This window comes from Streptomyces sp. NPDC006879, assembly GCF_042869595.1.
Classification (GTDB): domain Bacteria; phylum Actinomycetota; class Actinomycetes; order Streptomycetales; family Streptomycetaceae; genus Streptomyces.
Genome location: NZ_JBIAGC010000018.1, coordinates 31996 through 54480 on the forward strand (window position 1 = coordinate 31996; position 22485 = coordinate 54480).

A 22485-nucleotide genomic window follows, 5' to 3' on the forward strand; every position below is an offset into this window, starting at 1 on the left:
TTCGTCTGGTTGCTTGCAAGGTGATCCCTTTCGCGAACCGCCGTTTCGGGCAGGCCGAAGCGACGGCTGGTGCAGGTGTGGGAGGTGATCGCAGTGCGTGGTGCTACATGCGGTGCCGTGCGCTGTACTTCAGTGCAATGTGATGCGTGCTATTGCCGTGCTGTACTGCGTGCAGTTCTACTCGGGCGGTACTGCGGGGCCGGGCGCGAGCTCCTCCACACGCACCCGGCCACCACTGTTCGCCTGGCTGCTCCGGCCGCGTCGACGGGGCGCGAGAGCAACGGGCGGTACCCGGGATCCACCGGCGCGAACGAATTCGCGTCATGTGGGGTTGGCGAACGGCCGCTCGGGCCGGTGGAGATCGCCGGTGGACAGACAGTAGGCAAAGTCCCCGTGAACTCGATACGGGGAAAACCCTTGTCGCCCCCCCCCTGTCACCCCCTCGGGGCCCCGATCAGGGCTGGAGCCGCACCGGCAGCATCGCCACACTGTTGCCAACAAAGCTCGCGTGCCGGGGCAGTTCGGACTCCTCCATCGCGAGCCTCAGCGTCGGGAACCGGCCGAAGAGCCGCTCCAGCGCGACTGTCGCCTCCATCCGGGCGAGCGGCGCGCCCAGGCAGTAGTGCGCACCGTGCCCGAGGGAGAGGTGCCGCACCGCACCGGACTCGCAGGCGACCCGAGTGACGTCGAACCGCTCCGCGTCCGCACCGTAGGCCGCGCGGTCACGGCCGGCGGCCGAATATCCGGCGAGCACGGGGGTGCCCCGGGGGATCACGGTGCCGGCCAGGACGAGGTCGCGCACCGGGTAGCGGAAGGGGAAGTAACTCACCGGACTGTCCCAACGGAGCGTCTCCTCAACCACCTCCGACCAACCGGCCTTCCCCGCGAGAACCGCCTCCAACTGGTCAGGGTGGGCGCACAGGGCCCGCACGGCGTTGGTGATCAGGTTGAGAGTGGTCTCGTGTCCCGCAATGATCATCAACATGAGGGTCCCCAGCAGCTCATGGGCCCCCAGCCTGTCACCGCCCTCCTCACGGACAGCGATCAACGCGCTGGTGAGGTCATCGCTCGGGTCCGCCGCGCGGGCAGTGGCCACGGCGCCGAGGAGGCCCACCAACTCACGGTTGGCAGCAATCGTTTCTTCAGGGCTGATATCAGTGGCGACCACCTGGTTGGACAAGTGATGCAGGCGGTCGTGGTGTTCGGCGTCCACGCCGAGCAACTCGCAGATGACCCCCATCGGCAGAGGCATGGCGAAGCGCCTGCGCAGGTCCACCACCCCCCGCCCCAGCCCGTCCCCGTCCGCCTTGGCGGCCGGGAGGAGGGCATCGAGCAGGCGCTCCGTCAGTTCCTCTATAGAAGGCCTGAGTTCGAGCACCCGACGGGCGGTGAAGGCCTTGCTGACCAGGGAGCGCAACCGCCGGTGGTCAGCACCGTCCGCGGTGGTCATGCCGCGCACGGTGGCGAAGGTCTTCAGAGGCCACCCGTCGGGGATCCTCCCCTCCTGTAACGCCGTGAAATGATGTGCGTCCTTAGCGACGTCAGGATGGGCGAGGAACTCCTTCAAAGCCTCGTGGCCCAGCACCGCCACGCCCTGGACCTCGCCGGGGAGCAGCACCGGGGCCACGGCGCCCCGCGCGAGCAGACGTGCGTTGGCGGCGTGGGGACAGCCGCCCGTGGGATCCATCCGATGGGGCGCGGTGTTCGAGTCGTCCACGGAACTCACTCCTCATACCGAAGCGGCACTGAGTTTCCACAGTGCTGCCAGGGCGGGGAGTTCCACAACAGTGTCGCCGCCGGTTCTCGTCGCGGGCGGCGACGGGCGGCGCCCGGCGCGCCCGAGCACAGCGCTGTGACCTGGTCGTCGTCACCCCCTCACACCGCGCCGGCCGGTGAGGCCCCCGGTCACACCGCGCTGCTCGCGGCGGGCCCGCCGTCGAGCGTCTCGGTCATGCGCGGCCGGGCCGCCCACGGTTCATTGGGCGTCCTCCGGCCAGCCGTAGCCGGTTCGGGGGCGCTCCGGCAGAGCACCGAGCGCCGCGAGGTCATGGTCGGCGGCGCGCATCAGCTGCCCGGCGAGGTCGCGCATCGCGCGGCTCGCAGCGAGCTCGTCCCCGATCTCCGGGACGTCCACGTCCTCCGGGTTACAGCGCGCCGACCCGTGGCCGGTGAGCGTCTGGTTCTTGGTGACGAGGACCGCCCTGGCCTTGGTGGTGCCGCCCTCCTCGTGCAGCGACAGCCCCACCTTCCATTCCAGGTCCCGCATCATGGCAAGCCTCCTCGTTCGCCGCCCGTCGTCCGCGGCATCGCCGTCGAGCGGGCAGGGCCTCATGACGCGCCCGCCTCAGCGGCCTCACCTCCCAGCATCCCCCCAGGACGGCGGACGCGCACGACGAAGACGATCGTTGGGATGGGCCGAGCGCGAGTCACCGGCTCGCGGGGGGCGCCGGGTGCTTCGCCGGGCGATGCTGGGAGGGGGCCGAGCGAAGCGGAACGGGCGGGAGGTGACCCGATGGATCCGGTGGCCGCCCTGCGGCGGATCGCCTTCCTACTGGAACGCGACCAGGCGCCCACCTACCGGGTCCGGGCCTTTCGTATCGCGGCCGAGCAAGTCGCGTCCATGGCCCCCGAGGAACCGGCGGAACGCGCCGCCGCAGGCACCCTGACCGCCGTCAAGGGCATCGGCGAGAAGACCGCGGCCGTAATCGCCGAAGCGTTGGCGGGGCGGATCCCGCAGTACCTGCAGCGCCTGGAGGAGCGGAGCTCCGCCCCCCTGCCCGCCCCGGTCACCGGTGCGGAGCTGCGGGCCGCACTGCGCGGTGACTGTCACCTGCACTCAGACTGGTCCGACGGTGGCAGCACCATCGAGGAGATGGGCCGCACAGCGGCGGGACTCGGCCACCAGTGGGTGGTGCTCAGCGACCACTCACCGCGGCTGAAGGTGGCCCGGGGGCTCTCCGCGCAGCGGCTGCGGGAGCAGATGCGGGTGGTGGCCGAGTTGAACGAGACGTGGGCGCCCTTCCGTCTGCTCACCGGGATCGAATGCGACATCCTCGACGACGGTTCGCTGGACCAGGATCCGCAGTTGCTGGCGCAACTCGACGTGGTGGTGGTGTCGGTGCACTCGAAGCTGCGGATGGACCGGCGCTCGATGACCCGGCGGATGGTCGCGGCGGTGCGCAACCCGCACGCCGACGTCCTGGGGCACTGCACGGGGCGCCTGCTGACCGGCAGGACACGGCCGGAGTCCGACTTCGACGCCGAGGAGGTGTTCGCCGCCTGCGCCGAGTCGGGCACGGCAGTGGAGATCAACAGCCGGCCGGAGCGGTTGGACCCTCCCAGGAGGTTGCTGCGTCGGGCCGTCGCGGCTGGCGTGCTCTTCGCCATCGACACGGACGCGCACGCGCCGGGCCAGTTGGCATGGCAGGTCTATGGATGCGCCCGGGCTCATGAGTGCGCGGTGCCGGCCGAGCGGGTGGTCAACTCCTGGCCGCTGGAGGACCTCCTCGACTGGAGCCGCGGCACCTGACCCGCCGCTCGCACTGCCCGACACGGCTCAGCCCGCGGTTCAGGGCCGTCTCTCGACGCTCGTAGCGGGCCGAAGCCGCCCCCGCCCGCAGGCTGTGGTGGGCTACTCAGGTCCCCGCCCCCTGCCGAACGCCGCCAGGATCCGCTCTGCGGCCGAGGTGGGCGTCAGCTCGCCGTCCCGCACCTGCCGCTCCACCTCCGGGGCCAGCTCCCGCACCTCGGGGTGCGCCCGCAGCTGCCCGAGGAGTTCGTCGTGGACCATGGACCAGGCCCAGTCGACCTGCTGCCCGCGTCGTTTCGCAGCCAGCCGCCCGCCCGCGTCGAGCAGTGCACGGTGCTGTTCGAGGCGGTCCCAGAGGGTGTCCAGACCGGACCCCTCTCGGGCACTGCAACTCAGCACCGGCGGGGTCCAGGCGGCATCGGCGGGATGCATCAGCCGCAGCGCACCGGCCAGTTCGCGGGCGGCGCTGCGGGCGTCCCGTTCGTGGGGGCCGTCGGCCTTGTTGACCGCGATGACGTCAGCGAGCTCAAGGACCCCCTTCTTGATTCCCTGGAGCTGATCACCGGTACGGGCCAGGGTGAGCAGCAGGAACGAGTCGACCATGCCGGCGACCGTCGTCTCGGACTGTCCGACACCGACGGTCTCCACCAGCACCACGTCGAAGCCGGCGGCCTCCATCACCACCATCGACTCGCGGGTCGCCTTGGCGACGCCGCCCAGGGTGCCCGCGCTGGGCGAGGGGCGCACGAAGGCGGCCGGGTCGACGGCCAGGCGTTCCATACGGGTCTTGTCGCCCAGGATCGAACCCCCGGTGCGGGTGGAAGAGGGGTCCACGGCCAGGACGGCCACCCGGTGGCCAAGGCTCGTCAGCATCGTCCCGAAGGCATCGATGAAGGTGGACTTGCCGACCCCCGGCACCCCGCTGATTCCGATGCGTCGGGCCCGACCGGTGTGCGGTAGGAGCTCGGTGAGCAGCCGCTGTGCCAGCATCCGGTGGTCGGGGCGGGTGGACTCGACGAGAGTGATGGCCCGAGCCACGAAGGCCCGCTTCCCGTCGAGTACGCCCTTCACGTAGCTTTCGAGGTCGAGTGCCACGGGCGACTACAGCTCGTCGTGGCCCAGTGCCGCGCCGAGCCGCGTCACCAGGTCGTAGGCCGCGTCCGGAATGACCGTCCCGGGTGGGAAGACCGCAGCCGCCCCCATGTCGAGCAGGGTGGGCACGTCCTGCGGCGGGATGACGCCCCCCACCACCACCATGATGTCCTCCCGTCCCTCGGCCGCGAGTTCCTGGCGCAGCGCCGGCACCAGGGTCAGGTGCCCGGCGGCGAGCGAGGAGACGCCGACGATGTGGACATCGGCTTCGACCGCCTGACGGGCCACTTCGGCGGGGGTCTGGAAGAGCGGGCCGACGTCGACGTCGAATCCGAGGTCCGCGAAGGCGGTGGCAATCACCTTCTGGCCACGGTCGTGCCCGTCCTGACCCATCTTGGCGACCAGGATCCGTGGGCGTCGGCCTTCCGCTTCCTCGAAGCGCTCGACGAGGGAACGTGTGCGATCCACCGAAGGGGACTCCCCTGCCTCGTTGCGGTACACACCGGAGATGGTGCGGATCTGGCCCGCGTGTCGCCCGTACACCGACTCCAGGGCGTCGGAGATCTCACCCACCGTGGCCTTCGCTCTGGCCGCTCCCACCGCGAGAGCGAGCAGGTTCCCTTCCAGCCCGGGGCCTGATTCTCGTCCGGCCGCCTCGGACAGCGCGCGCAGCGCGTCCTGGCAGGCCTGTTCGTCGCGCTCCTCGCGCAGCCGGCGGAGCTTGGCGATCTGCTGGGCGCGCACCGAGGAGTTGTCGACCTTCAGGACGTCGATCTGCTCGTCGGTTTCCACGCGGTACTTGTTCACCCCGATGACGGGCTGGCGTCCGGAGTCGATGCGGGCCTGGGTCCGGGCCGCGGCTTCTTCCACGCGGAGCTTGGGGATACCCGCGTCGATGGCCTGTGCCATGCCGCCGGCCTTCTCGACCTCCTGGATGTGCTGCCAGGCGCGGCGGGCCAGGTCGTAGGTGAGGCGTTCGACGTAGGCGCTGCCGCCCCATGGGTCGATGACCCGGCAGGTGCCGGATTCCTGCTGGAGCAGCAACTGGGTGTTACGGGCGATGCGGGCGGAGAAGTCGGTGGGCAGTGCCAGCGCCTCGTCGAGGGCGTTGGTGTGCAGCGACTGCGTGTGCCCCTGGGTGGCGGCCATCGCCTCCACACAGGTGCGGGTGACGTTGTTGAAGACGTCCTGGGCTGTCAGGGACCAGCCGGAGGTCTGTGAATGGGTGCGCAGAGAAAGCGACTTGGCGTTCTTCGGGTCGAACTGCTTGACGAGCTTGGCCCACAGCAGGCGGGCTGCCCGGAGCTTGGCGATCTCCATGAAGAAGTTCATGCCGATGGCCCAGAAGAAGGACAGCCGGGGCGCGAACGCGTCGACGTCCAGACCTGCCTCGCGGCCGGCCCGCAGGTACTCCACTCCGTCCGCGAGGGTGTAGGCCAGTTCCAGGTCGGCGGTGGCCCCGGCCTCCTGGATGTGGTAGCCCGAGATGGAGATGGAGTTGTAGCGGGGCATCTTCTGCGAGGTGTACGCGAAGATGTCGGAGATGATCCGCATCGAGGGGCGTGGCGGATAGATGTAGGTGTTGCGGACCATGAACTCCTTGAGGATGTCGTTCTGAATGGTCCCGGCCAGTTTCTCCGGCGGTACGCCCTGTTCCTCGGCCGCCACGATGTACAGCGCGAGAACGGGCAGCACCGCACCGTTCATCGTCATCGACACGGTCATCTTGTCCAGCGGGATGCCGTCGAAGAGTTGACGCATGTCGTAGATGGAGTCGATGGCCACGCCCGCCATGCCCACGTCCCCGGTGACCCGCGGGTGGTCGCTGTCGTACCCGCGGTGGGTGGGCAGGTCGAAGGCGACCGACAGCCCCTTCTGACCGGCCGCCAGATTGCGCCGGTAGAAGGCGTTGGACTCCTCGGCCGTGGAGAAACCGGCGTACTGGCGGATGGTCCAGGGCTGGTTGACGTACATGGTGGGGTACGGGCCGCGCAGGTAGGGGGCGACGCCCGGGAAGGTGCCCAGGAAGTCCAGGCCCTCCAGGTCACGACCGGTGTACAGCGGCTTGACGCCGATGCCTTCCGGGGTTTCCCACAGCAGATCGTCGGCGCTGTCGCCGGTGGACTCCTTGACGGCAGCGCGCCACTGTTCCTCGGTGACGGGTGCCTGAGCGCCGGCGCTGAGGGGAATCTGCGAGAAGTCGGGGATCGAGTGCGGATCGTGCGTCATGCCGCCACTCCCATGCGGTCGAGAACGGAGGTCAGGACGCTCACGGCGTCGCATCCGGCGTAGACGTAGGCGTCGACGCCCTCGTGCTCACCGGGCCGTCCGGCGAGGAAAACCTGTTGGGCACCTGCCGATTTGAGGGCTCCGGCGACGGCCGCGGCCTGCTCTTCGTACAGGGTGTCGCTGGAGCACAGGACGGCGCAGGGAGCGCCACTACGGGTGAAGGCCGCGGCCACGGTGCCCGCGTCCACGGGCACCGGGTCGTGCACCGCTTCCACTCCTGCGGCCTGGAAGAGGTTGGCCGCGAAGGTGACCCGGGCGGTGTGCGCCGAGGCGGGGCCGAGCGCGGCGAGGAACACCTTGGGGCGACTGCCGGTGGCGAGGAGGTGGGCGTCCGAGCGGGACCGCAACGCCTCGTAGTCCTCGTCCCGGCGGACCCTGGGCAATCCCCCGGTGTCGCCTTCGGGCGCGGGTTCCCGGTGTACGGGTTGCTCGGCCAAGTTGGGGAACTCGCTGACGCCGGTGACGGGTTCACGACGGGTGGCGAGCTTCTTCTTGCGCGCCTGCCAGGTGGCGGCGATCCGCTCCCCGAGCAACCCGCTCTCCAAAGCTTGGCGTTGGCCTCCGGCGCGTTCGAGTTCCTGGAAGAACCTCCAGGCGGCATCGGCGAGTTCGCTGGTGAGGCGTTCCACGTACCAGGAGCCTCCGGCAGGATCGGCCACTCGGCCCAGGTGCGACTCTTCGAGGAGGACGGAGGAGGTGTTCCTGGCGATGCGGCGGGCGAAGGCGTCGGGGAGCCCCCACTCGCTGTCGAAGGGCAGGACGCTGACCGCGTGGGCGCCGCCCACACCGGCGCCGAGTGTGGCGATCGTGGTGCGCAGCATGTTCACGTACGGATCGCGCCGGGTCATCATCACCGGTGAGGTGACGGCGTGTTGGCGCTGCGCACCGGCCTGCGGCGCTCCGCACGCCTCCAGGACCCGGGCCCACAGCAGGCGCGCCGCGCGCAGCTTGGCGATGGTCAGGAACTGATCCGCGGTGGCTGCGTAGCGGAACTCCATCTGGCGGCACGCCGCTTCGACGTCGAGTCCGGCCGCGGCCAGGTGGCGCAGGTAGGCGACGCCGGTGGCGAGCGAGGTGCCGAGTTCCTGCGCGGTGGAGGCGCCCGCCTCGTGGTACGGCAGCGCGTCCACGGTCAGGGCGCGCATCTGCGGGAACTCCTCGTGGCAGCGCACCGCGAGCGCCGCGATGCCCTCGGGGTCGTCCAGGGCGAGGGGGGTGGCGCCGGTACGGGCGCCCAGACCCAGCGGGTCGGCGCCGAGGTTGCCGCGCGCCTGGTCGCGGGGCACGGAGCGCCGTTCGTAGAGCTCCAACAGCCCCCGTGCTGCGGCCATCGTTTCGGCGCCGGCATCGAGCACGACGGGGGCGAGGTCGAGGTAGACGCCTTCCAGTGCTTGGGGGAGCGCCTCGACGGGGAGGGCGCTGCCGCCTACGGACAGCCACAGCGAAGTGACGCCGTTCTCCAGGTCAGCAAGGATCGCCGCGTTGGTCCGGGCGGGGTCGGCCAGTTGGTGGCGCTGGCGGACGTCCCAGCCGCCTACGGGGCGGCTTCCGCGTACGTAGGGGGCGAATCCCGGGTAGCCGTTCTCGGGCGAGTCACCGTCTTCGGCCGTGTACAGGGGCCGGGCGGTGAGTCCGTCCTCCAGTGCGGTGGCCAGCGCTTGTTCGGCTGCCGAGCCCGACACCTCTTTGCCCGACTTGCGCAGCACACCTTCCACCAGGTGCTGCCACTGCTCATGGGTGGCATCCGGGAATTCGGAAGCGAGCGAGAGCCCTTCATCGGGCAGAACCGTCATGTCTGGATGCTAGGACAGCCGTCAGATGAGCAGCAGGGCCACCAGATGTGACCTTCCCCTCTCCTGACCTGCGAACAAGGCGTCAAATCGCCACAAGGACACGATGTCCGGATCGGCGCGGCGGTCCCGGGGGCCGTTTTCCGACAGGCGCCCGAAAGGTCACCCTCGGGGCATTCGACGGACTGGAGCGACGGAGCCTATTGGGTTAGGTTAGGCATGCCTAAGTTTCATTCAGCGGACCCTGGAGACCCGGATGGACCCCTGTAGCGCCCCCGATGCTCAGCCGACCGCAGCCGAACGCATCCGGTCGGTCCTCGCCGCCGCCCACTCCATGACCGTGGTCAGCGACGGCCGCCACGCCGAGGTCCACCGCCTCGACGAACTCGGCGCCATGGGGCACGTGCACCTCCACGCCCCCGGCGGGGATTCCGCCCACCCCTCCAACCGGCGCGTCCCCATCCGCCTTGAGCTCACCGACATCGCACCTGTGCCGGTGCGCGACCGGGTGCGCGCCCGCGTCACGCTCACCGGCCTGGTCGAGGAGCCCTACCACGAGGGAAGCACCGAGAGCATCTGCATGGAGTTCGGGCAGGCCGTACTGGAAGACCCCAAGGGCCGCAGTTTCGTCACGCTCGAAGCACTCGAATCGAGCCGGCCCGACCCACTGGCCACCTACGGGGCGAACATGCTCACCCACCTGGTGGACGACCACGGTGAACTGGTCACCCGGCTGATCCGGCTGGTCCACCCTCGCCCGGCAGCAGGAGTGACCCGCGCGATGCCCGTCGGAATGGACCGCTACGGAATCACTCTGCGACTCGAATACCCGGACCGCCACCGAGACGCGCGGCTACTCTTCCCCACCCCGGTGACCGAGGCCGACCAGGCCGGACCGCAGATCCACGCCCTGCTGAGTGCCGCCCGTCGCGCCTGCCACCCCAACCGGCTGCCGAGCTGACGCCGGGGCTCGCGCCCATCAGCAGTCCTCACCCGTTTGCCCTGGTGCCCGAGACGGAGCGCTGTGCACGATCGAGGCTGAGAAGCAGGGCGCCTCTCCTCGACCCCGGGGACGCGCCGGCAAAGGCCGCCGCTTCACCGACCCCAGCAAGCTCTGCGCACACCACCCTCGTCACGAGCCGCCCGCCGGCCGCGGCGTGCGTCGGCTCGCAGCCAGCGGGGCACTTCCACCAACGGGGTCAGCACCCCGGGGCAACCGTGCGGGTGAGAAAGGGGCAGGCGATGGGTGAGGCGATCGGCAGCATGCTGGCCTCGGCGGTGGGCATCGCGATCAGCCCACTGCCACTGGTCGCGGTGATCTTGATGCTGACCACACCGCGCGGTCGTACCAACGGCATGGCGTTCACCGCCGGCTGGGTGGGCGCACTCGCCCTGGTGGTCGGCCTCGTCGTCGCCGTGGGCAGCGGCTTGGAGGGCGACGGGGACACCTCCACGGGCCCACAGTGGCTCAAGCTCGCGCTGGGGGTCGTCTTCCTCCTCCTGGCACTGCGACAGTGGCGCAACCGCCCCCGGGGCGGGCAACAAGCCCCACCACCGAAGTGGATGCGGGCCATGGACCGCTTCACCCCGTCGAAGGCAGCCGCACTCGCGGTGGTGCTGGTCGCGGCCAACCCGAAGAACCTGGCGCTCGCCCTGGGCGGGGCCGCCTCGATCGCCAGCAGCCCGGCAGGTGCGGGCGCCAAGGCGGTGGCCTCGGCGTTGATGGTCCTGATCGGCTCGCTGTGCACGCTACTGCCCCTCGGCGTCTACCTGCTCGGAGGTGAGCGCGCCGCGCGGGTACTGGACAGCTGGAAGAACTGGATGTCGCTCCACAACGCCGCCATCATGGCCACCATCCTCCTCGCGCTGGGCGCCAAGTACATCGGGGACGCCCTGGGCGGCCCGCTCTGAGCCGCCCTTGACAGACACCTCGTACGCCCTGCGCGCCCGCGTCCAATCGACCGATCTGCCCGGCTGCCGGACCGGGCGGGGCAGCCCGCGGCCCGAAGACCGCGAAGGGCAGACCCGGCATGCACCGCCTCCTGGGCAGAGCTGACCCCGGACGCGCCGAAGGCCGCCCTCTCATTTGGATGAGAGAACGGCCTTCGACCTGCGTTTCCGCACAGTCGGGACGACAGGATTTGAACCTGCGACCCCTTGACCCCCAGTCAAGTGCGCTACCAAGCTGCGCCACGTCCCGATGCCCGCTGACCTGGGGTTTCCCCCGGCCGAACGCGCATGAGAACCATACCGTACTTCGCCCGGTGGTCGCGCACGCCTTTAGGACGGCCGCGGCGGAGGGAGCGCGTGTCGAGGTTCTCCACAGCCGGCCGGGAGTCGGGGCGTGAGGGGCGCGTGGCGACCGCGGTCACCGGGTGGCCTTGCCCTCAGTCGGTCTCCTCGCGCTGGCGGATCTGTTCGACGAGCTCCGCGGCCAGGGCCTTGATCCGGTCCAGCCCCTCCCTGCCCCACGTTCTCGGCACGGTGTCGACCGCGCACACCGTCCCCAGGGCGAAGCCCCGTCGGTCCATCAGGGGGGCTCCGATGTAGGAACGGACGCCGTTCTCGTCCGCGACGGCGTTGGCTGCGAACCGTGAGAAGTCCCGAACGTCCTCCAACACCAGCGCACGGCGTCGCACCACGACGTACGGGCAGTAGCCGCGGTCACGGGCGAGCACTCGCTGGGGGTAGGCGCGCCCGGACGGTTCCTCGGGGCCCGTGTGATGGAGGCCGGCGAAGAACTGTCTGCTCTCGTCGATGAAGTTCACCCCCGCGCAGGAGGTCTCGAACTCCCGCCCGATCCTCGCCGCGAAATCGTCGAGGGATTCCTCGGCCCGGTTGCCGAGTCCGAGCTCGCGCAGTCGAAGCGTCCGTTCCGGGGCCTGCAGGTCCACGGGAGTGAGCAGCAGGTGGCCGGTCGATTCGTAGAACGTCACCTCAGGGCCCCCTCCTGACGCACGGCCCCTGGGTCAGTGCTTCTCAGCAGGTGCCGGACCAGGGCGATCAGGGCGTCCGTGCCCGACCGGGCCTCCCGGGCGTCGCAGCTGACGAGCGGAACCTCGGCGGGTAGGTCCAGGGCGGCTCGGACCTCCTGTTGCGAGTAGCGGTGCCCGCTTTCGAACTCGTTGACGGCGACGATGAAGGCGATCCCCCGCCGCTCGTAGAAGTCCAGCGCCGGAAAGCAGTCCGCGAGTCTCCTGGTGTCGGCCAGCACCACGGCTCCGAGGGCACCGCGGCTGAGCTCCTCCCACAGGAACCAGAAGCGTTGCTGCCCCGGGGTGCCGAAGAGGTAGAGGACGTGCCCGCTGGCCAGTGTGATCCGGCCGAAGTCAAGTGCGACCGTCGTCGCGGTCTTCGCCTCCACGCCCTCCAGGGGATCGGTCCCTTCACCCTGGCTGCTGAGCAGTTCCTCGGTGCTCAGGGGTTCGATCTCGCTCACCGCGCCCACGAACGTGGTCTTGCCCACACCGAAACCACCCGAGACCAGGATCTTCAGCGTTGCCGGCGCCACCTCCGCGGGGACCGCCCCGTTGTCGCGGTCCTTGGAACCTTCAAAGTCGTCTACGTAGACCATCGAGCACCGCCTCCAGCAGCGACCGGTCGTCACAGGCACGTGCCGGGAAGCGCGGCGCCTGGGCCACCACCGCGCCGCACTCCAGCAGGTCGGACAGGAGCACTTTCGTCACCACCGCGGGCAGCCGCAGATGCCCGGCGACTTCGGCCACGGACACCGGACTGGCACACAGCTGCAGAGCCTGTGCGTGGTCCGGCCCCCAGGCGTGGTGGGCCGGCTCACCGGTCGCGTGCACCAGGGAGAGCAGGTCCAGCGCGGACGCCGGGCGGGTGCGGCCGTTGCTCACTTGGTAGGGGCGGACCAGGCGGCCCGCCGCGTCATCGAGCCAGGGCGGGTCGTGCGGTGCGGGCGGAGCCTTCACCGGCCCGTGGCCTCGGCGGAGGCCGGACCGGGCCGCCGTGGACCGACGCCGAGGCTCGGCCGGACGCTCTTGACGAGCATCGCCATCTCGTAGCCGAGAACGCCCGCATCGGCTTCCCGGTCTGCCAGGACCGCGAGGCAGGTCCCCGAACCGGCGGCCGATACGAAGACCAGGGCGCGGTCGAGCTCCACCACCACCTGGCGGACCTCCGCCCCCTCCCCGAAGCGGGCTCCGGCACTGCGGCCGAGTGAGTACAGCCCGGAGGCGAGGGCCGCGAGGTGGTCGGCACTGTCCGGATCGAGGCCGTGGACGGACTTGACCAGGCCGTCGGCGGTGAGCAGGACCGCGCTGCGGGTGAACGGCACGCGCTGTACCAGCCCGCCCAGCAGCCAGTCGAGGTCGCCGGTGTGGCCCGGCGTTGCTTCGGTCGTGGACATGAGAAAGGAGGCTCCTTGGTGAAGGGGTTCGGGGACGGGCCGCATCAATCCGGGCCCGGGTCCAGGTAGCGGTTCGCCTCGTGATCCGCGTCGTCGATGTCGAGCCGCGCCTGCCCCAGACCGAAGCCGCGCTGGAACGCGGCCATCAACCCGGGGTCGTGCAGCGGGGGTTCGTCTTCTCCGCAATGGCTTGACGCGGTCGGTGCCCGCAGGTGTGCGGCGAGGTGGTGCTGGCCTTGGCGCCGCGGAAGCGGCGGGCGCTCGCCCGCGTAGGCCGGCCCAGCGGTGGTCCGGGCAGCGGGAGACGGCGAGGGTGGTGGGCACCTGTGGTCGAGCGGCGGGACCGGGGCCGGGGAGCTCTGTGCCGCGGTGACGCCGGGGTGCGGATCAGCGGCAGAGGAGGCAAACGGGGCTGGAGACTGTGGGGGGACGGTCGCTTCGGCCGGCTCCTGCGGCCCCATCAACGACTGCGGGAGCACGGCGACGGCGAGCACCCCGCCATAGATGTTCGGCTTCAGTTGCACCGCGATGCCGTGTCGCCGGGCCAGTGCCGATACGACGTACAGGCCGATCCGTCCGTCGGCGAGCAGACCGGCCACGCTTACCTGGTCCGGATCGCAAAGCAGGGTGTTCATACGGGCCTGTTCCGCGGCGGGCATACCCAGGCCTCGGTCGTCCACCTCGACGGCGATGCCGGCGGTGACACGTTCGGCGCGCACGAGTACGTCGGTGTTGGGGGCGGAGAAGACGGTGGCGTTCTCGACGAGTTCGGCGATCAGGTGGATGACGTCAGCGGCGGCGTGACCGCCGATGCTCACGGAGTCGGGGGGCACCACCTTGACCCGCGAGTACTGTTCGACCTCGGCGACCGAGGAGCGCAACACCTCACTGATGCCGATGGGCCTGGTCCACTGGCGTCGGGATGTGGCGCCGCCCAGCACGGCGAGGTTTTCGGCGTGGCGACGGATGCGGGTGGCCAGGTGATCGACGTGGAAGAGCTCCCTGAGCAACTCAGGGTCCTCCACCACGTCCTCCAGATCGTCGAGGAGGGTGATCTCACGGTGAACGAGTGACTGGAGTCGTCGGGCGAGGTTGACGAACACCTCCACCTTCTGGTCGTTCTCGCTGGGCCCGGCGGGCACCGGGGGGCCGGGCACGGCGGCGGCACGAGCCAGAGCGACGAAGGCGCCCTCGCGGGCCAGGCGCAGTTCGTGGGCAAGGCGGCCGAACTCGTCCGTGGGCGCGACGACCGGCGCGGGACGGCGCTCAGGTAACTCTTCTCCGCGTTCGATCTGCTCGACGGCCCAACGCAGTTCCTTCTGCCCGCGCGCGTTCGCCCGGCGCAGGGACTCGCAGTGTTCGGCGACGGTCCTCGCGGGCCGCTGAGCCCCCAGGGCCGCAGCCGCGAGGGATGCCAGGACGAGCGCGCCGCAGCCGGCGAGCACGGGCCAGAGCTGGACGTCGGGGCGGGCATGGGTGAACTGGAGGGTGAAGATCACTGCGGCGGCTCCGGCGAGCGCGGCGGCGAGCGCGGGCAGGACGGCGGCACGGACCAGCTGGGCCCGTATCCGCGGCACCGTGCGGTGGGTGGCGGGGCGGGCGGCTGCGCGGCCTCGACGGCCGCCCTCCCGGCGGGGGGCGCGGTCTTGGCGCGCCGCGGGTGCGCGGAGCTCGGACATCGGCGTCCTCGGTAGATGGGGCCACCGGGCGGGGCCCGGCGTTGATCACCGATGGCCCACGCTAATGCGCAGCCGCGGCCCGAGACCGCCCAGTCCGCGAACTTCGCCGCACTGCTTCCCGCTCCGGGAGGAGCGCTCGTACGACCGCCCGAATAATCCTGGCCTGGCCTGGGGCTTTGGTCGTGTCCAGCCCGCCCGGCCGCTTCCGTGGGAGCTCCGGACCCACGGAGGTCGGGGCCGGGAGGAGGCGGCGGCCCCGGCGCCGCTCCGCAGGGGACCGTCGTCCGGCATCCGCCCGACGGACGACGAGCAGGATCGGGCCGCGAACCCCGGTCAGTGGACGGACCGTCACCCACCCGGTCCCCGGGACGCGAAGGCCCGCGCCCCGGGACGGGCAGTACACCGCGTCATGCAACGCGACGACGACCCGGCCGGTCTCACTTCGTCTCGACCCGCCCCACGGCGTTGGGACCGGCGGTCAGGGCACTGACCGCCGTGTGCCACGCGGTGTCCTCGGAGTCGAACTGCATGCGGAGGTAGGCCGCGACGAGGCGAGCGAGAGCGGCCACCCGTTCGGGGTTCTCATCGGTCGTCTCGGCAGCGTCGTAGCCGGAGACACCGCCGAGGAGGTGCTCGGCGCCGAACAGGGTGAGCAAGGTCTTGGGTGCAGGGGCGAGGGTGTAGGGGTCGGCGTGCCAGTCGGGGCCGATGTCGGTGAAGTGACTCGGGTCGTCCATGTCGCCGGTGACGACCAGGGCGGGGGAGCTCATGGTGGTGAGGTCGAGGGTGTCGAGGAAGGAAACCAGCGGGGCCATCGGGCCGTTGAGGATGTCGCCGCCCCGGCCTGGTGCGGCCAGCAGGACACCGGCCTTGATCCGGGGCTCGATCAGGTTCACCTCCTCCCCGGTGTGGGGGTCCGCGGCGCGGGCGCCCAGGAGGAGGCTGGCCGTGTGGCCGCCCATGGAGTGCCCGGCCACCGCGACCCTGGCGTGGTCGACGCGGCCGGCGAGTTGCGGTACCGCCTTCTCAATCTCGTCGAGCCCATCGAGGATGTGGCTCATGTCCTCGGCGCGCGAGCGCCAGAACAAGGGGGCTCCAGGAGCTTCGGTGAGCTGGTGGCTCAAGGTCCGGGAGCTGAGGTGGGTGGGTTGGACGACGACGAATCCGGCTGCCGCCCAGAGGTTGGCGAGGGGGGCGTAACCGTTGAGCGAGGAAAGGTGGTTGGAGAAACCATGGCCGTGGGAGAGCAGGATGACGGGTAGGCCGGCTCCGGTCCCGGGCGCCGAGACGCGCAGGTGGAGTGCTACCGGTCGTCCGGGGACCTTCAGGACGACCGGGCCGTACGACAGGACGGGAACGGGCGCGACGGTGTGGGTGGAGGCGTTCATGGCGGGTTGGCCCCTTCTGCGGTGCCTGGGCCGCTGCCGGCGTGGGCCGGGCGGCGGGCACGTGGTCAGGCGCGATCCAATGCGGTTAGACTGAAGCGGATCGCTGTTCCATTTAAATATCCGGAACAGTGATCCGGTTTGTCAATGGTCCCGGAGGAACGAGTGACGCCCACGCAGGATCCCGCCCCAAGAACGCCGACCCGAAGCAAGCGGGCCGACGCGCGGCGCAACCAGGAGACTCTGCTCGCCGCCGCGGCCGAGGTGTTCGTGGCCTCGGGCGTCGATGCGCCGATCCGCCAGATTGCGGCCAAGGCCGGTGTGGGGCTGGGAACGATCTACCGGCACTTCCCCACCCGGGCGGATCTGGTCACCGCGGTCTACCAGCACCAGATCGAGGCCTGCGCGGAGGCCGGCCCGAGATTGCTGACCGAGGCGAGTCGCCCGTTCGACGCGCTCCGCCAGTGGATCGACCTCTTCACCGGTTTCCTGGTCACCAAACACGGGCTCGCCGACGCCCTGCAGTCCGACAGCGACCGCTTCGCCGCGCTGCACACCTACTTCCTCGACCGCCTAGTGCCCGTCTGCGGGGAGCTGCTCAGCGCCGCGGTGGAAGCCAAAGACGTTCGCCCCGGCATCGAGCCCTACGAACTGATGCGCGGCGTCGGCAACCTGTGCATCGGTCGCGACAGCGACCCGCGCTACGACCCCCGTCGGCTGATCGCCCTGCTCCTCCAGGGAATGCGGCTGCCCTCGACTGACTGAGCGCGCAGGTCCCGTCCGAGCGGGACGAGGGCGTGACCTCGTGGAGCGGTGAGGATCGGCTGCGGATCAGGCGGGGCCGGACACCAGCCCTACGCGGTGGGCGAGAACGACGGCCTGCACACGGTCACGCAGACCGAGTTTGGCCAGGATCCGAGAGACGTACGTCTTGACCGTCTCCGCCGCGATGACCAGCGATTCGGCGATCTCGGCGTTCGAGTGGCCCTCCGCCAACTGCCGGAAGACCTCCAGCTCGCGGGGGGTGAGCGCGCGGATGACCTCCTCCCGGGCCGGGCGGGCGGCGTCCCTCGGCCGCAGGTGTTCCGCGAAGTGGCCGATGAGGTGACGGGTGACAGCAGGGGCAAGCAGAGCCTCGCCACGAGCCACCGTGCGGACGCCGGCCACCAGTTGGGCGGGCGGCGTGTCCTTGAGAAGGAATCCGCTGGCCCCGGCCTTAAGCGCATCGTAGACGTAGGCGTCGACGTTGAAGGTGGTGACCACCAACACCTTGGGCGGCGCCTCGGCACCGGGGCCGGCCAGCCGGGCCGTCGCCTCGATGCCGTCGAGCAGGGGCATCCTGATGTCCATCACGACGACGTCGGGTCGCAGTCGCCGCCCGGCCTCGACCGCCTCGTACCCGTTCTCCGCCTCACCGACCACCTCCATGTCGGGCTGAGCCGAGAAGATGGTGACGTAGCCGGTGCGCACCAGGGCCTGGTCGTCGCAGACCAGCACCCGGATCGGCCGGTCCGGCGGAGGAAGCGGCACCGGTGCGCGCGTCGGGTCGCTCACGGTCTCAACTCCTGGGCGGGCTCGGTCGGGATCACTGCACGGACACCGAAGCCACCGCCGGGCCGCGGTCCGGCGACCAGTTCACCATCTACCGTTCGTACCCGTTCACGCAGCCCGGCCAGCCCCCGCCCGCCGGCGGGCGCACCGGCCTCGACCGTGCGGGCCGTTCCTTTGGTGACCACCTCGATCTCGGTCCGCGCCGGGCCGTACCGTACCCGCACTCGGGTCGACTGCCCGGCCGCGTGCTTCATCGCGTTGGTCAGCGCTTCCTGCACCACCCGGTACCCCGCCAGCTCCACGTCCACGGCCTGTGGCCGCCGCTCGCCGTCTTCGGTGAACTCCACCGGCTGTCCGGCCGCGCGGGCCCGAGCGACCAGGTCGCCCAGTTTCCCCAAGGTGGGTGCCCGGTCCACCTCGGCCACGGCCCCCGGCGCGGAGGTAGGGTTGCCGGTCGCCTCCAGTACGCCCAGCAGGTACCGCAGCTCCGTCAGCGCCCGCCTGCCGGTGTCGCTGACGGCCGCGAGCCCCGCGCCCGCCCTCGCGGGCGCGGAGTCGAGGAGGAACTGCGCCGCGTCGGCCTGGACCACCATCGCCGTCACGTGATGGGTCACGACGTCGTGCAGCTCCCGCGCGATGCGCGCCCGCTCTTCCGCCGCGGCCACCTCACCGGCCAGCCGCCGGCGCTCGGCCTCCGCCATCCGCCCCCTCCGCACGCCGCTCCCCACCAGCCATGCCGCGCACAACCCCAGACCGAACGCCACGTAGTCGGCGAACCCCTGCGGCGAACCCAGCCGGTTCAGGACAGTGGCCATTACGACATAGCCCGCGCAAGCCGCTGCAACCGTCCCACCCCGGAGGCGGGACTGATGGGCTCCCGCGGAGTACAGCGACAGATAGAGGCCCAGGCTCGCGAACGTCGTCGCGAAACCCAGCACCTGATGCACCGCGAACGCGGCACCGACCACGGCGAGAACGGCGGCGGGCCACCGGCGCCGAAAGGCAAGCGGCAGGGTCTGAGCCAACGTCAGACCCACGCCCAGCAGGTCCACCGGCCGCTGCGGCAGGTCACCGATCTGCGCCCCCAGCTTCGACAGGACCGGCACACCGGCCGGCGCCGTCAGCGCCAGGGCGAGCAACGCGTCCTTGCCGAAGTCCTGCCGCGCGTCCCACCAACCGAGGGGCGCCCGCAGGAGTTCCGTTGCTCGCGGCGGCTTCGGGAGCCTCACGTCCTTCTCCTCCAGTCTGCCGGCGGCGCTCAGCGCTGCGTCTGCCGCCGCGTGACCGGAGCCCCGCGCCGCCGGGCGAGGACGAACATCGGCACGGCCAGCGCCAGACCGACGACGGGCACGGCCGAAGCCTCCAGGCCGAACACCCCGCCGGTCAGCAGGGGCGGGCCGGACGGCTGCGTGCTCAGCACCCCCTCGATGGTGTGCCCCGAGACCGGTATGCCAAGCAGCGTCTCGGTGGTGTTCCACGCGAAGTGCAGCCCCACCACGAACCAGATGCTACGCCGCCACAGGAACGCCGCCCCGAGGAGGACCCCCGCCTCCACCGCGATCGCCAGCCCGCTCCACAGGGTCGCTCCCGGGTTGAGCAGATGGGAGCCCCCGAAGAACAAGGCAGTACCGGCAACGGCGACCGAGCTGCCCCACAGCTTCTCCAGGGCCTGGAAGGCGAGCCCGCGGAACATCAGCTCCTCCGTGACGGCGGTGCCGATCTGGACCATCACCACGGACGTCACGACCCCGGCGATCCCGTTGTCCGCCCAGGAGAACGAATAGCCCCCGAACACCGCGACCACCAGCACCGAGACGAGCACGAACACCAGCCCGACCGCGCCGCCCCGCAGCGCCTCCCGGGCGACTCCCGGACCGTAGACCTCCGGTACCGCTCGCCGCACCAGTTTGCGCATGACCGCCCAGTACACGCCGAGGGCGGCCACCGCACCCAGCACCGGCACCGGTCCGGGACCAGTCGCGGTGACCCCCGAGACCAACCCGATGCCCACCACTCCGGTCAACATCCAGCCCAACGGGTGGCGCACGATTCGGCCGAACCTACCCCCGCGGTTCCCAGCTGGGCCACCGGCATCGAACTTTTGCTCGCGTTCTGCGTCTTCTTGCGTGACGGACATCGGATCCATCGCGGCCTCCCCTTGGCGCCGGTCGCACGGACTGCGACCCACGACCACGCTAGGGACGGACCGGGTCACGGGGATCACCCGCCGGGGGACGATCCAGGTAGCTCTCACGGGGGATGCACTTCGCGGTTCGCGGGGTCCGTCCACCTGCCCACGGCATGAACACCGGCGAGCTCGCTCAGTGCGAGGCGTAGCGGACCCAGGCGTCCGTGAGGTCCTGGAGCGCCGCCCGAGTGGCGCCGTTGCCCTCCAGGTGATCCGTGAAGGTCTGCAACCGGTCGGGGCCCTGTGGCCAGTCCGGATCAGCGGCGGCCGTCCTGGCGAGAGCCCCGACCGCGTCCTGGTCCGTCACGTGGCCCGACAGCCACATCGTGAACCCGCCCATCGGGCCACCCCTTCGTCCCAGGTCACCGGCACGGACCCAAGCCGCCCAGCGCCCAGTGCCGCGAGGCAGGATACGCGCCCACTCACAGCCGCCGGCGCCAGAGCAACGGATTCCGGCCGCCCCCGGGCTGCACTCGGCAGGCCACGGAGGCGGAAGATCGACTTCCCGGCCGAGCTCACCCCCACGAGACTGGGCAGATGCGTACCGGAGGAGGCTGAGGTGCCCGATGACGGAATCGGAGGAGGATGCCCAGACCATCCGACTCGTAGCCGAACGGCTCATGGCGGCCCACCCGCACCTGGACGTCAATGTGGTGCAGGGGTCGGTGCAAACGGCATACGAAGAACTCAGGTACGCACGGGTGCGTACCTACCTGCCCGTGCTCGTGGAGCGCCGGGCCAAGGACCTGCTGTCCCCCAGGGAATCGGGCGGACACGACTCCTGACCCACGGCACGTGGGCGCGGGGCCTGTGGGGAGGACACCACGACTGCTGGCCCCACGCACCCATGCCGTGTTGGTGGCAGCCCGTGCTGACCGAAATCCATGCGCGAACGCCCTCACCCGCAAGAGGGGCGGCCGTCGGGACGCACCTCGTACGCCTGACGTGACAGTGGTCGGCGGTGGCCGTGAGCCCCGGACCGGGCCTTGCCGACGCGCCCCGGCACGGGCCCGCACGCACCACTCATGAGCGGGCGCGGTTCGACTGCCCCGCGCGGAGCCGAGATGTCCGGTTCATCGCGAGACGCTGCCGCAGCGTGGCGGCGGCCCGGACCGTCCGCGGCGAGCTTCCCCCCTCCTGACCTTGAAGGCCCGGGTCGGGGAGGGCAGCGAGCCCCTCCCCGGCCCTGCCCCCTGTGGCACCGGGCCCTCGGGGGCAGCGGCACTGGCGGCGCCCCTCAGCGGGAGGCCGCAGGCGCCGGGTCCCCTCTGCCGTCGTCCGATGTGCTCGGGCTGGCCGCGGCGTCGGCCACCACCGAAGAGGCCGCCTCTACGGCGCCGGCGATCGAGTCGGTCAAAGGCTCGGGCTCCGGCGAGCCGGCCGCAGACCCGCCGACGGCGAACGGGCGCCACCAAGGCTCGTGCGGAACCCGCTTCGCGGACGGCTCGAAGGGCTCTCCGGGCAGCGGCAGGGCGAGCGAGGCACCGGCGCGTTCGGCGGCCTCGACGCTGCCCTCTCCCGGCTCCGACCAGGGGTGCGGGGCGAGGTTGAAGGTGCCCCAGTGGATGGGGAGCATGGTGCCGATCGGCATGCCGCCCTGCAGGTCGAGGTGGGCGCGCATCCCCTCTTGCGGGGTCATGTGGATGTCGGGCCAGTACTCGCTGTACGCCCCGATCTGGATCATCGTCGCATCGAACGGCCCGTGGGCAGCGCCGATCTCCTTGAAGCCCTCGAAGTAGCCCGTGTCGCCGCTGTGGTAGATCCGGTGCTGGTCGCCGGCCACCACCCAGGAAGCCCACAGGGTGTGCTGTTGGTTGCGCAGGCCGCGGCCACAGAAGTGACGTGCCGGGGTGGCGGTGAGCCGCAGCCCGGCGATCTCGGTGTCCTCCTGCCAGTCCAACTCGCGCAGTCGATCGGCTGACACCCCCCAGCGTTCGAGGTGGGCACCGACGCCCAGCGGAACGGCGAACACCGTGTCCGTGCTGGCCAGCGCCTCGATGGTGGGCATGTCCAGGTGGTCGTAGTGGTCATGGGAGATCACCACGGCGTCCACGGGCCCCAAGGACGCCAGTGGCACCGGGACCGGATGGAGCCGCTTGGGGCCGGCGAAGGGGAACGGGGAACAGCGCTCGCCCCAGACCGGGTCGAAGAGCACTCGACGCCCGTCGATCTCCGCGAGCACACTGCTGTGCCCCATCCAGGTCAGGCGCAGGCCGCTGGCCGGTGGTCGCGCAAGATCGGCCAGGGTGGTGGGGTGCACCGGGATCGGGGCGGCCGGGACCCGACGGATCCGTTGCTCCTTGTGGAAGTAGATCTTGGCGAACTCGACCATGGATCCGGATGGTCGGTTACGGGTGCCCTGCGGGTTCTGGAAGACGCCGTCGGCGAAGTTCGGTGAGCGGCGGATCCGCTCCATCCGCTGGCCGGAGGGGTCCGCGCCGAATGCGGCGGGCCGCCGGGAGCGCAGTGCGGGGCGCAGGTCGCGCAGGCCGGGGAGGGAGGGACGGGGGCCGGTCACGGAGCCTCCTGTGAGGGGGTGGACTGGAGGTTTCAATCTTGCCAACGTGCAGGTCCTCCGCAGGATTCCCGCGCCTTGTGCCGCAGACTGGG

General features: G+C 70.9%; 21 protein-coding genes and 1 tRNA gene. 5 read left to right on the top strand and 17 right to left on the bottom strand.

What is annotated here, in order from left to right:
* Positions 1-454: 454 nt before the first annotated feature.
* Both ACFYMC_RS16130 and ACFYMC_RS16135 read right to left on the bottom strand, forming a co-directional pair.
* On the bottom strand, positions 455-1687 hold the full coding sequence (locus ACFYMC_RS16130) for a cytochrome P450 (RefSeq protein ID WP_388524961.1): 1233 nt from the start codon (positions 1685-1687) through the stop codon (positions 455-457).
* A 288-nt stretch (positions 1688-1975) separates the two neighbouring features.
* Positions 1976-2269, bottom strand: a complete 294-nt coding sequence (locus tag ACFYMC_RS16135) for a DUF1876 domain-containing protein (protein WP_388524766.1) — start codon at positions 2267-2269, stop codon at positions 1976-1978.
* Between the two features lie 243 nt (positions 2270-2512).
* Here ACFYMC_RS16135 and ACFYMC_RS16140 point away from each other — a divergent pair, with 243 nt between their 5' ends.
* The gene (locus ACFYMC_RS16140; RefSeq protein WP_388524769.1) at positions 2513-3529 is read left to right on the top strand and encodes a PHP domain-containing protein; all 1017 of its coding nucleotides are present in this window, start codon (positions 2513-2515) and stop codon (positions 3527-3529) included.
* Positions 3530-3631: 102 nt separating this feature from the next.
* Here the strand turns inward: ACFYMC_RS16140 and meaB are convergent, their stop codons facing one another.
* The 3 genes from meaB to ACFYMC_RS16155 are packed head-to-tail and all read right to left on the bottom strand — an operon-like array spanning position 3632 to position 8703.
* A complete protein-coding gene (gene meaB / locus ACFYMC_RS16145) occupies positions 3632-4624 on the bottom strand; it encodes a methylmalonyl Co-A mutase-associated GTPase MeaB (RefSeq protein WP_388524772.1) in 993 nt (330 codons plus the stop codon).
* 6 nt (positions 4625-4630) lie between these two features.
* Positions 4631-6850: a methylmalonyl-CoA mutase gene (gene scpA, locus ACFYMC_RS16150; protein WP_388524775.1), complete on the bottom strand. Its 2220-nt coding sequence runs from the start codon at positions 6848-6850 to the stop codon at positions 4631-4633.
* Positions 6847-8703 (bottom strand): methylmalonyl-CoA mutase family protein, encoded by a 1857-nt coding sequence (locus tag ACFYMC_RS16155; protein WP_388524778.1) that lies wholly within the window; start codon positions 8701-8703, stop codon positions 6847-6849. Before ACFYMC_RS16155 ends, scpA begins: the two co-directional genes overlap by 4 nt.
* A 253-nt stretch (positions 8704-8956) precedes the next feature.
* Between ACFYMC_RS16155 and ACFYMC_RS16160 the strand changes: the two genes are divergently transcribed.
* Together ACFYMC_RS16160 and ACFYMC_RS16165 are read left to right on the top strand one after the other, a co-directional pair.
* The gene (locus tag ACFYMC_RS16160; protein WP_388524781.1) at positions 8957-9661 is read left to right on the top strand and encodes a DUF2470 domain-containing protein; all 705 of its coding nucleotides are present in this window, start codon (positions 8957-8959) and stop codon (positions 9659-9661) included.
* A 281-nt stretch (positions 9662-9942) separates the two neighbouring features.
* Positions 9943-10611 carry a GAP family protein gene (locus tag ACFYMC_RS16165; protein ID WP_388524784.1) on the top strand — a complete coding sequence of 223 codons (669 nt, stop codon included), beginning with the start codon at positions 9943-9945 and terminating at the stop codon, positions 10609-10611.
* Between the two features lie 215 nt (positions 10612-10826).
* On the opposite strand, the gene ACFYMC_RS16170 is transcribed toward ACFYMC_RS16165, so the two are convergent.
* From ACFYMC_RS16170 to ACFYMC_RS16200, 7 genes are all read right to left on the bottom strand, one after another.
* Positions 10827-10900, bottom strand: a tRNA-Pro gene (locus tag ACFYMC_RS16170).
* Positions 10901-11087: 187 nt separating this feature from the next.
* Positions 11088-11636: a GAF domain-containing protein gene (locus ACFYMC_RS16175; RefSeq protein ID WP_388524787.1), complete on the bottom strand. Its 549-nt coding sequence runs from the start codon at positions 11634-11636 to the stop codon at positions 11088-11090.
* Entirely contained in the window at positions 11633-12274 is a 642-nt protein-coding gene (locus ACFYMC_RS16180) for an ATP/GTP-binding protein (protein ID WP_388524790.1), read from the bottom strand. Before ACFYMC_RS16180 ends, ACFYMC_RS16175 begins: the two co-directional genes overlap by 4 nt.
* Positions 12252-12635, bottom strand: a complete 384-nt coding sequence (locus ACFYMC_RS16185; protein ID WP_388524792.1) for a DUF742 domain-containing protein — start codon at positions 12633-12635, stop codon at positions 12252-12254. The genes ACFYMC_RS16180 and ACFYMC_RS16185 overlap by 23 nt, the downstream gene beginning before the upstream one ends.
* Positions 12632-13072 (bottom strand): roadblock/LC7 domain-containing protein, encoded by a 441-nt coding sequence (locus ACFYMC_RS16190; RefSeq protein ID WP_388524795.1) that lies wholly within the window; start codon positions 13070-13072, stop codon positions 12632-12634. Before ACFYMC_RS16190 ends, ACFYMC_RS16185 begins: the two co-directional genes overlap by 4 nt.
* Before the next feature lie 44 nt (positions 13073-13116).
* Positions 13117-14751, bottom strand: coding sequence for an ATP-binding protein (locus ACFYMC_RS16195; protein WP_388524797.1), 1635 nt, complete (start codon positions 14749-14751; stop codon positions 13117-13119).
* Positions 14752-15188: 437 nt separating this feature from the next.
* Complete coding sequence (locus ACFYMC_RS16200) at positions 15189-16139, bottom strand: alpha/beta hydrolase family protein (RefSeq protein WP_388524800.1); 951 nt, start codon at positions 16137-16139, stop codon at positions 15189-15191.
* A gap of 162 nt (positions 16140-16301) precedes the next feature.
* Between ACFYMC_RS16200 and ACFYMC_RS16205 the strand changes: the two genes are divergently transcribed.
* The gene (locus ACFYMC_RS16205) at positions 16302-16901 is read left to right on the top strand and encodes a TetR/AcrR family transcriptional regulator (protein ID WP_388524802.1); all 600 of its coding nucleotides are present in this window, start codon (positions 16302-16304) and stop codon (positions 16899-16901) included.
* Positions 16902-16967: 66 nt separating this feature from the next.
* Here the strand turns inward: ACFYMC_RS16205 and ACFYMC_RS16210 are convergent, their stop codons facing one another.
* The 4 genes from ACFYMC_RS16210 to ACFYMC_RS16225 all read right to left on the bottom strand — a co-directional run bounded on the left by ACFYMC_RS16210 (position 16968) and on the right by ACFYMC_RS16225 (position 20215).
* Positions 16968-17690: a response regulator gene (locus tag ACFYMC_RS16210; protein ID WP_388524805.1), complete on the bottom strand. Its 723-nt coding sequence runs from the start codon at positions 17688-17690 to the stop codon at positions 16968-16970.
* On the bottom strand, positions 17687-18916 hold the full coding sequence (locus tag ACFYMC_RS16215; RefSeq protein ID WP_388524807.1) for a sensor histidine kinase: 1230 nt from the start codon (positions 18914-18916) through the stop codon (positions 17687-17689). Before ACFYMC_RS16215 ends, ACFYMC_RS16210 begins: the two co-directional genes overlap by 4 nt.
* 29 nt (positions 18917-18945) lie before the next feature.
* Positions 18946-19734 (bottom strand): CPBP family intramembrane glutamic endopeptidase, encoded by a 789-nt coding sequence (locus tag ACFYMC_RS16220; protein ID WP_388524810.1) that lies wholly within the window; start codon positions 19732-19734, stop codon positions 18946-18948.
* 274 nt (positions 19735-20008) lie between these two features.
* The gene (locus ACFYMC_RS16225) at positions 20009-20215 is read right to left on the bottom strand and encodes a YozE family protein (RefSeq protein ID WP_388524813.1); all 207 of its coding nucleotides are present in this window, start codon (positions 20213-20215) and stop codon (positions 20009-20011) included.
* A gap of 226 nt (positions 20216-20441) precedes the next feature.
* Here ACFYMC_RS16225 and ACFYMC_RS16230 point away from each other — a divergent pair, with 226 nt between their 5' ends.
* The gene (locus ACFYMC_RS16230) at positions 20442-20660 is read left to right on the top strand and encodes a three-helix bundle dimerization domain-containing protein (protein ID WP_388524816.1); all 219 of its coding nucleotides are present in this window, start codon (positions 20442-20444) and stop codon (positions 20658-20660) included.
* A 452-nt stretch (positions 20661-21112) separates the two neighbouring features.
* Here the strand turns inward: ACFYMC_RS16230 and ACFYMC_RS16235 are convergent, their stop codons facing one another.
* On the bottom strand, positions 21113-22393 hold the full coding sequence (locus ACFYMC_RS16235; RefSeq protein ID WP_388524819.1) for an MBL fold metallo-hydrolase: 1281 nt from the start codon (positions 22391-22393) through the stop codon (positions 21113-21115).
* Between the last annotated feature and the right edge of the window lie 92 nt (positions 22394-22485).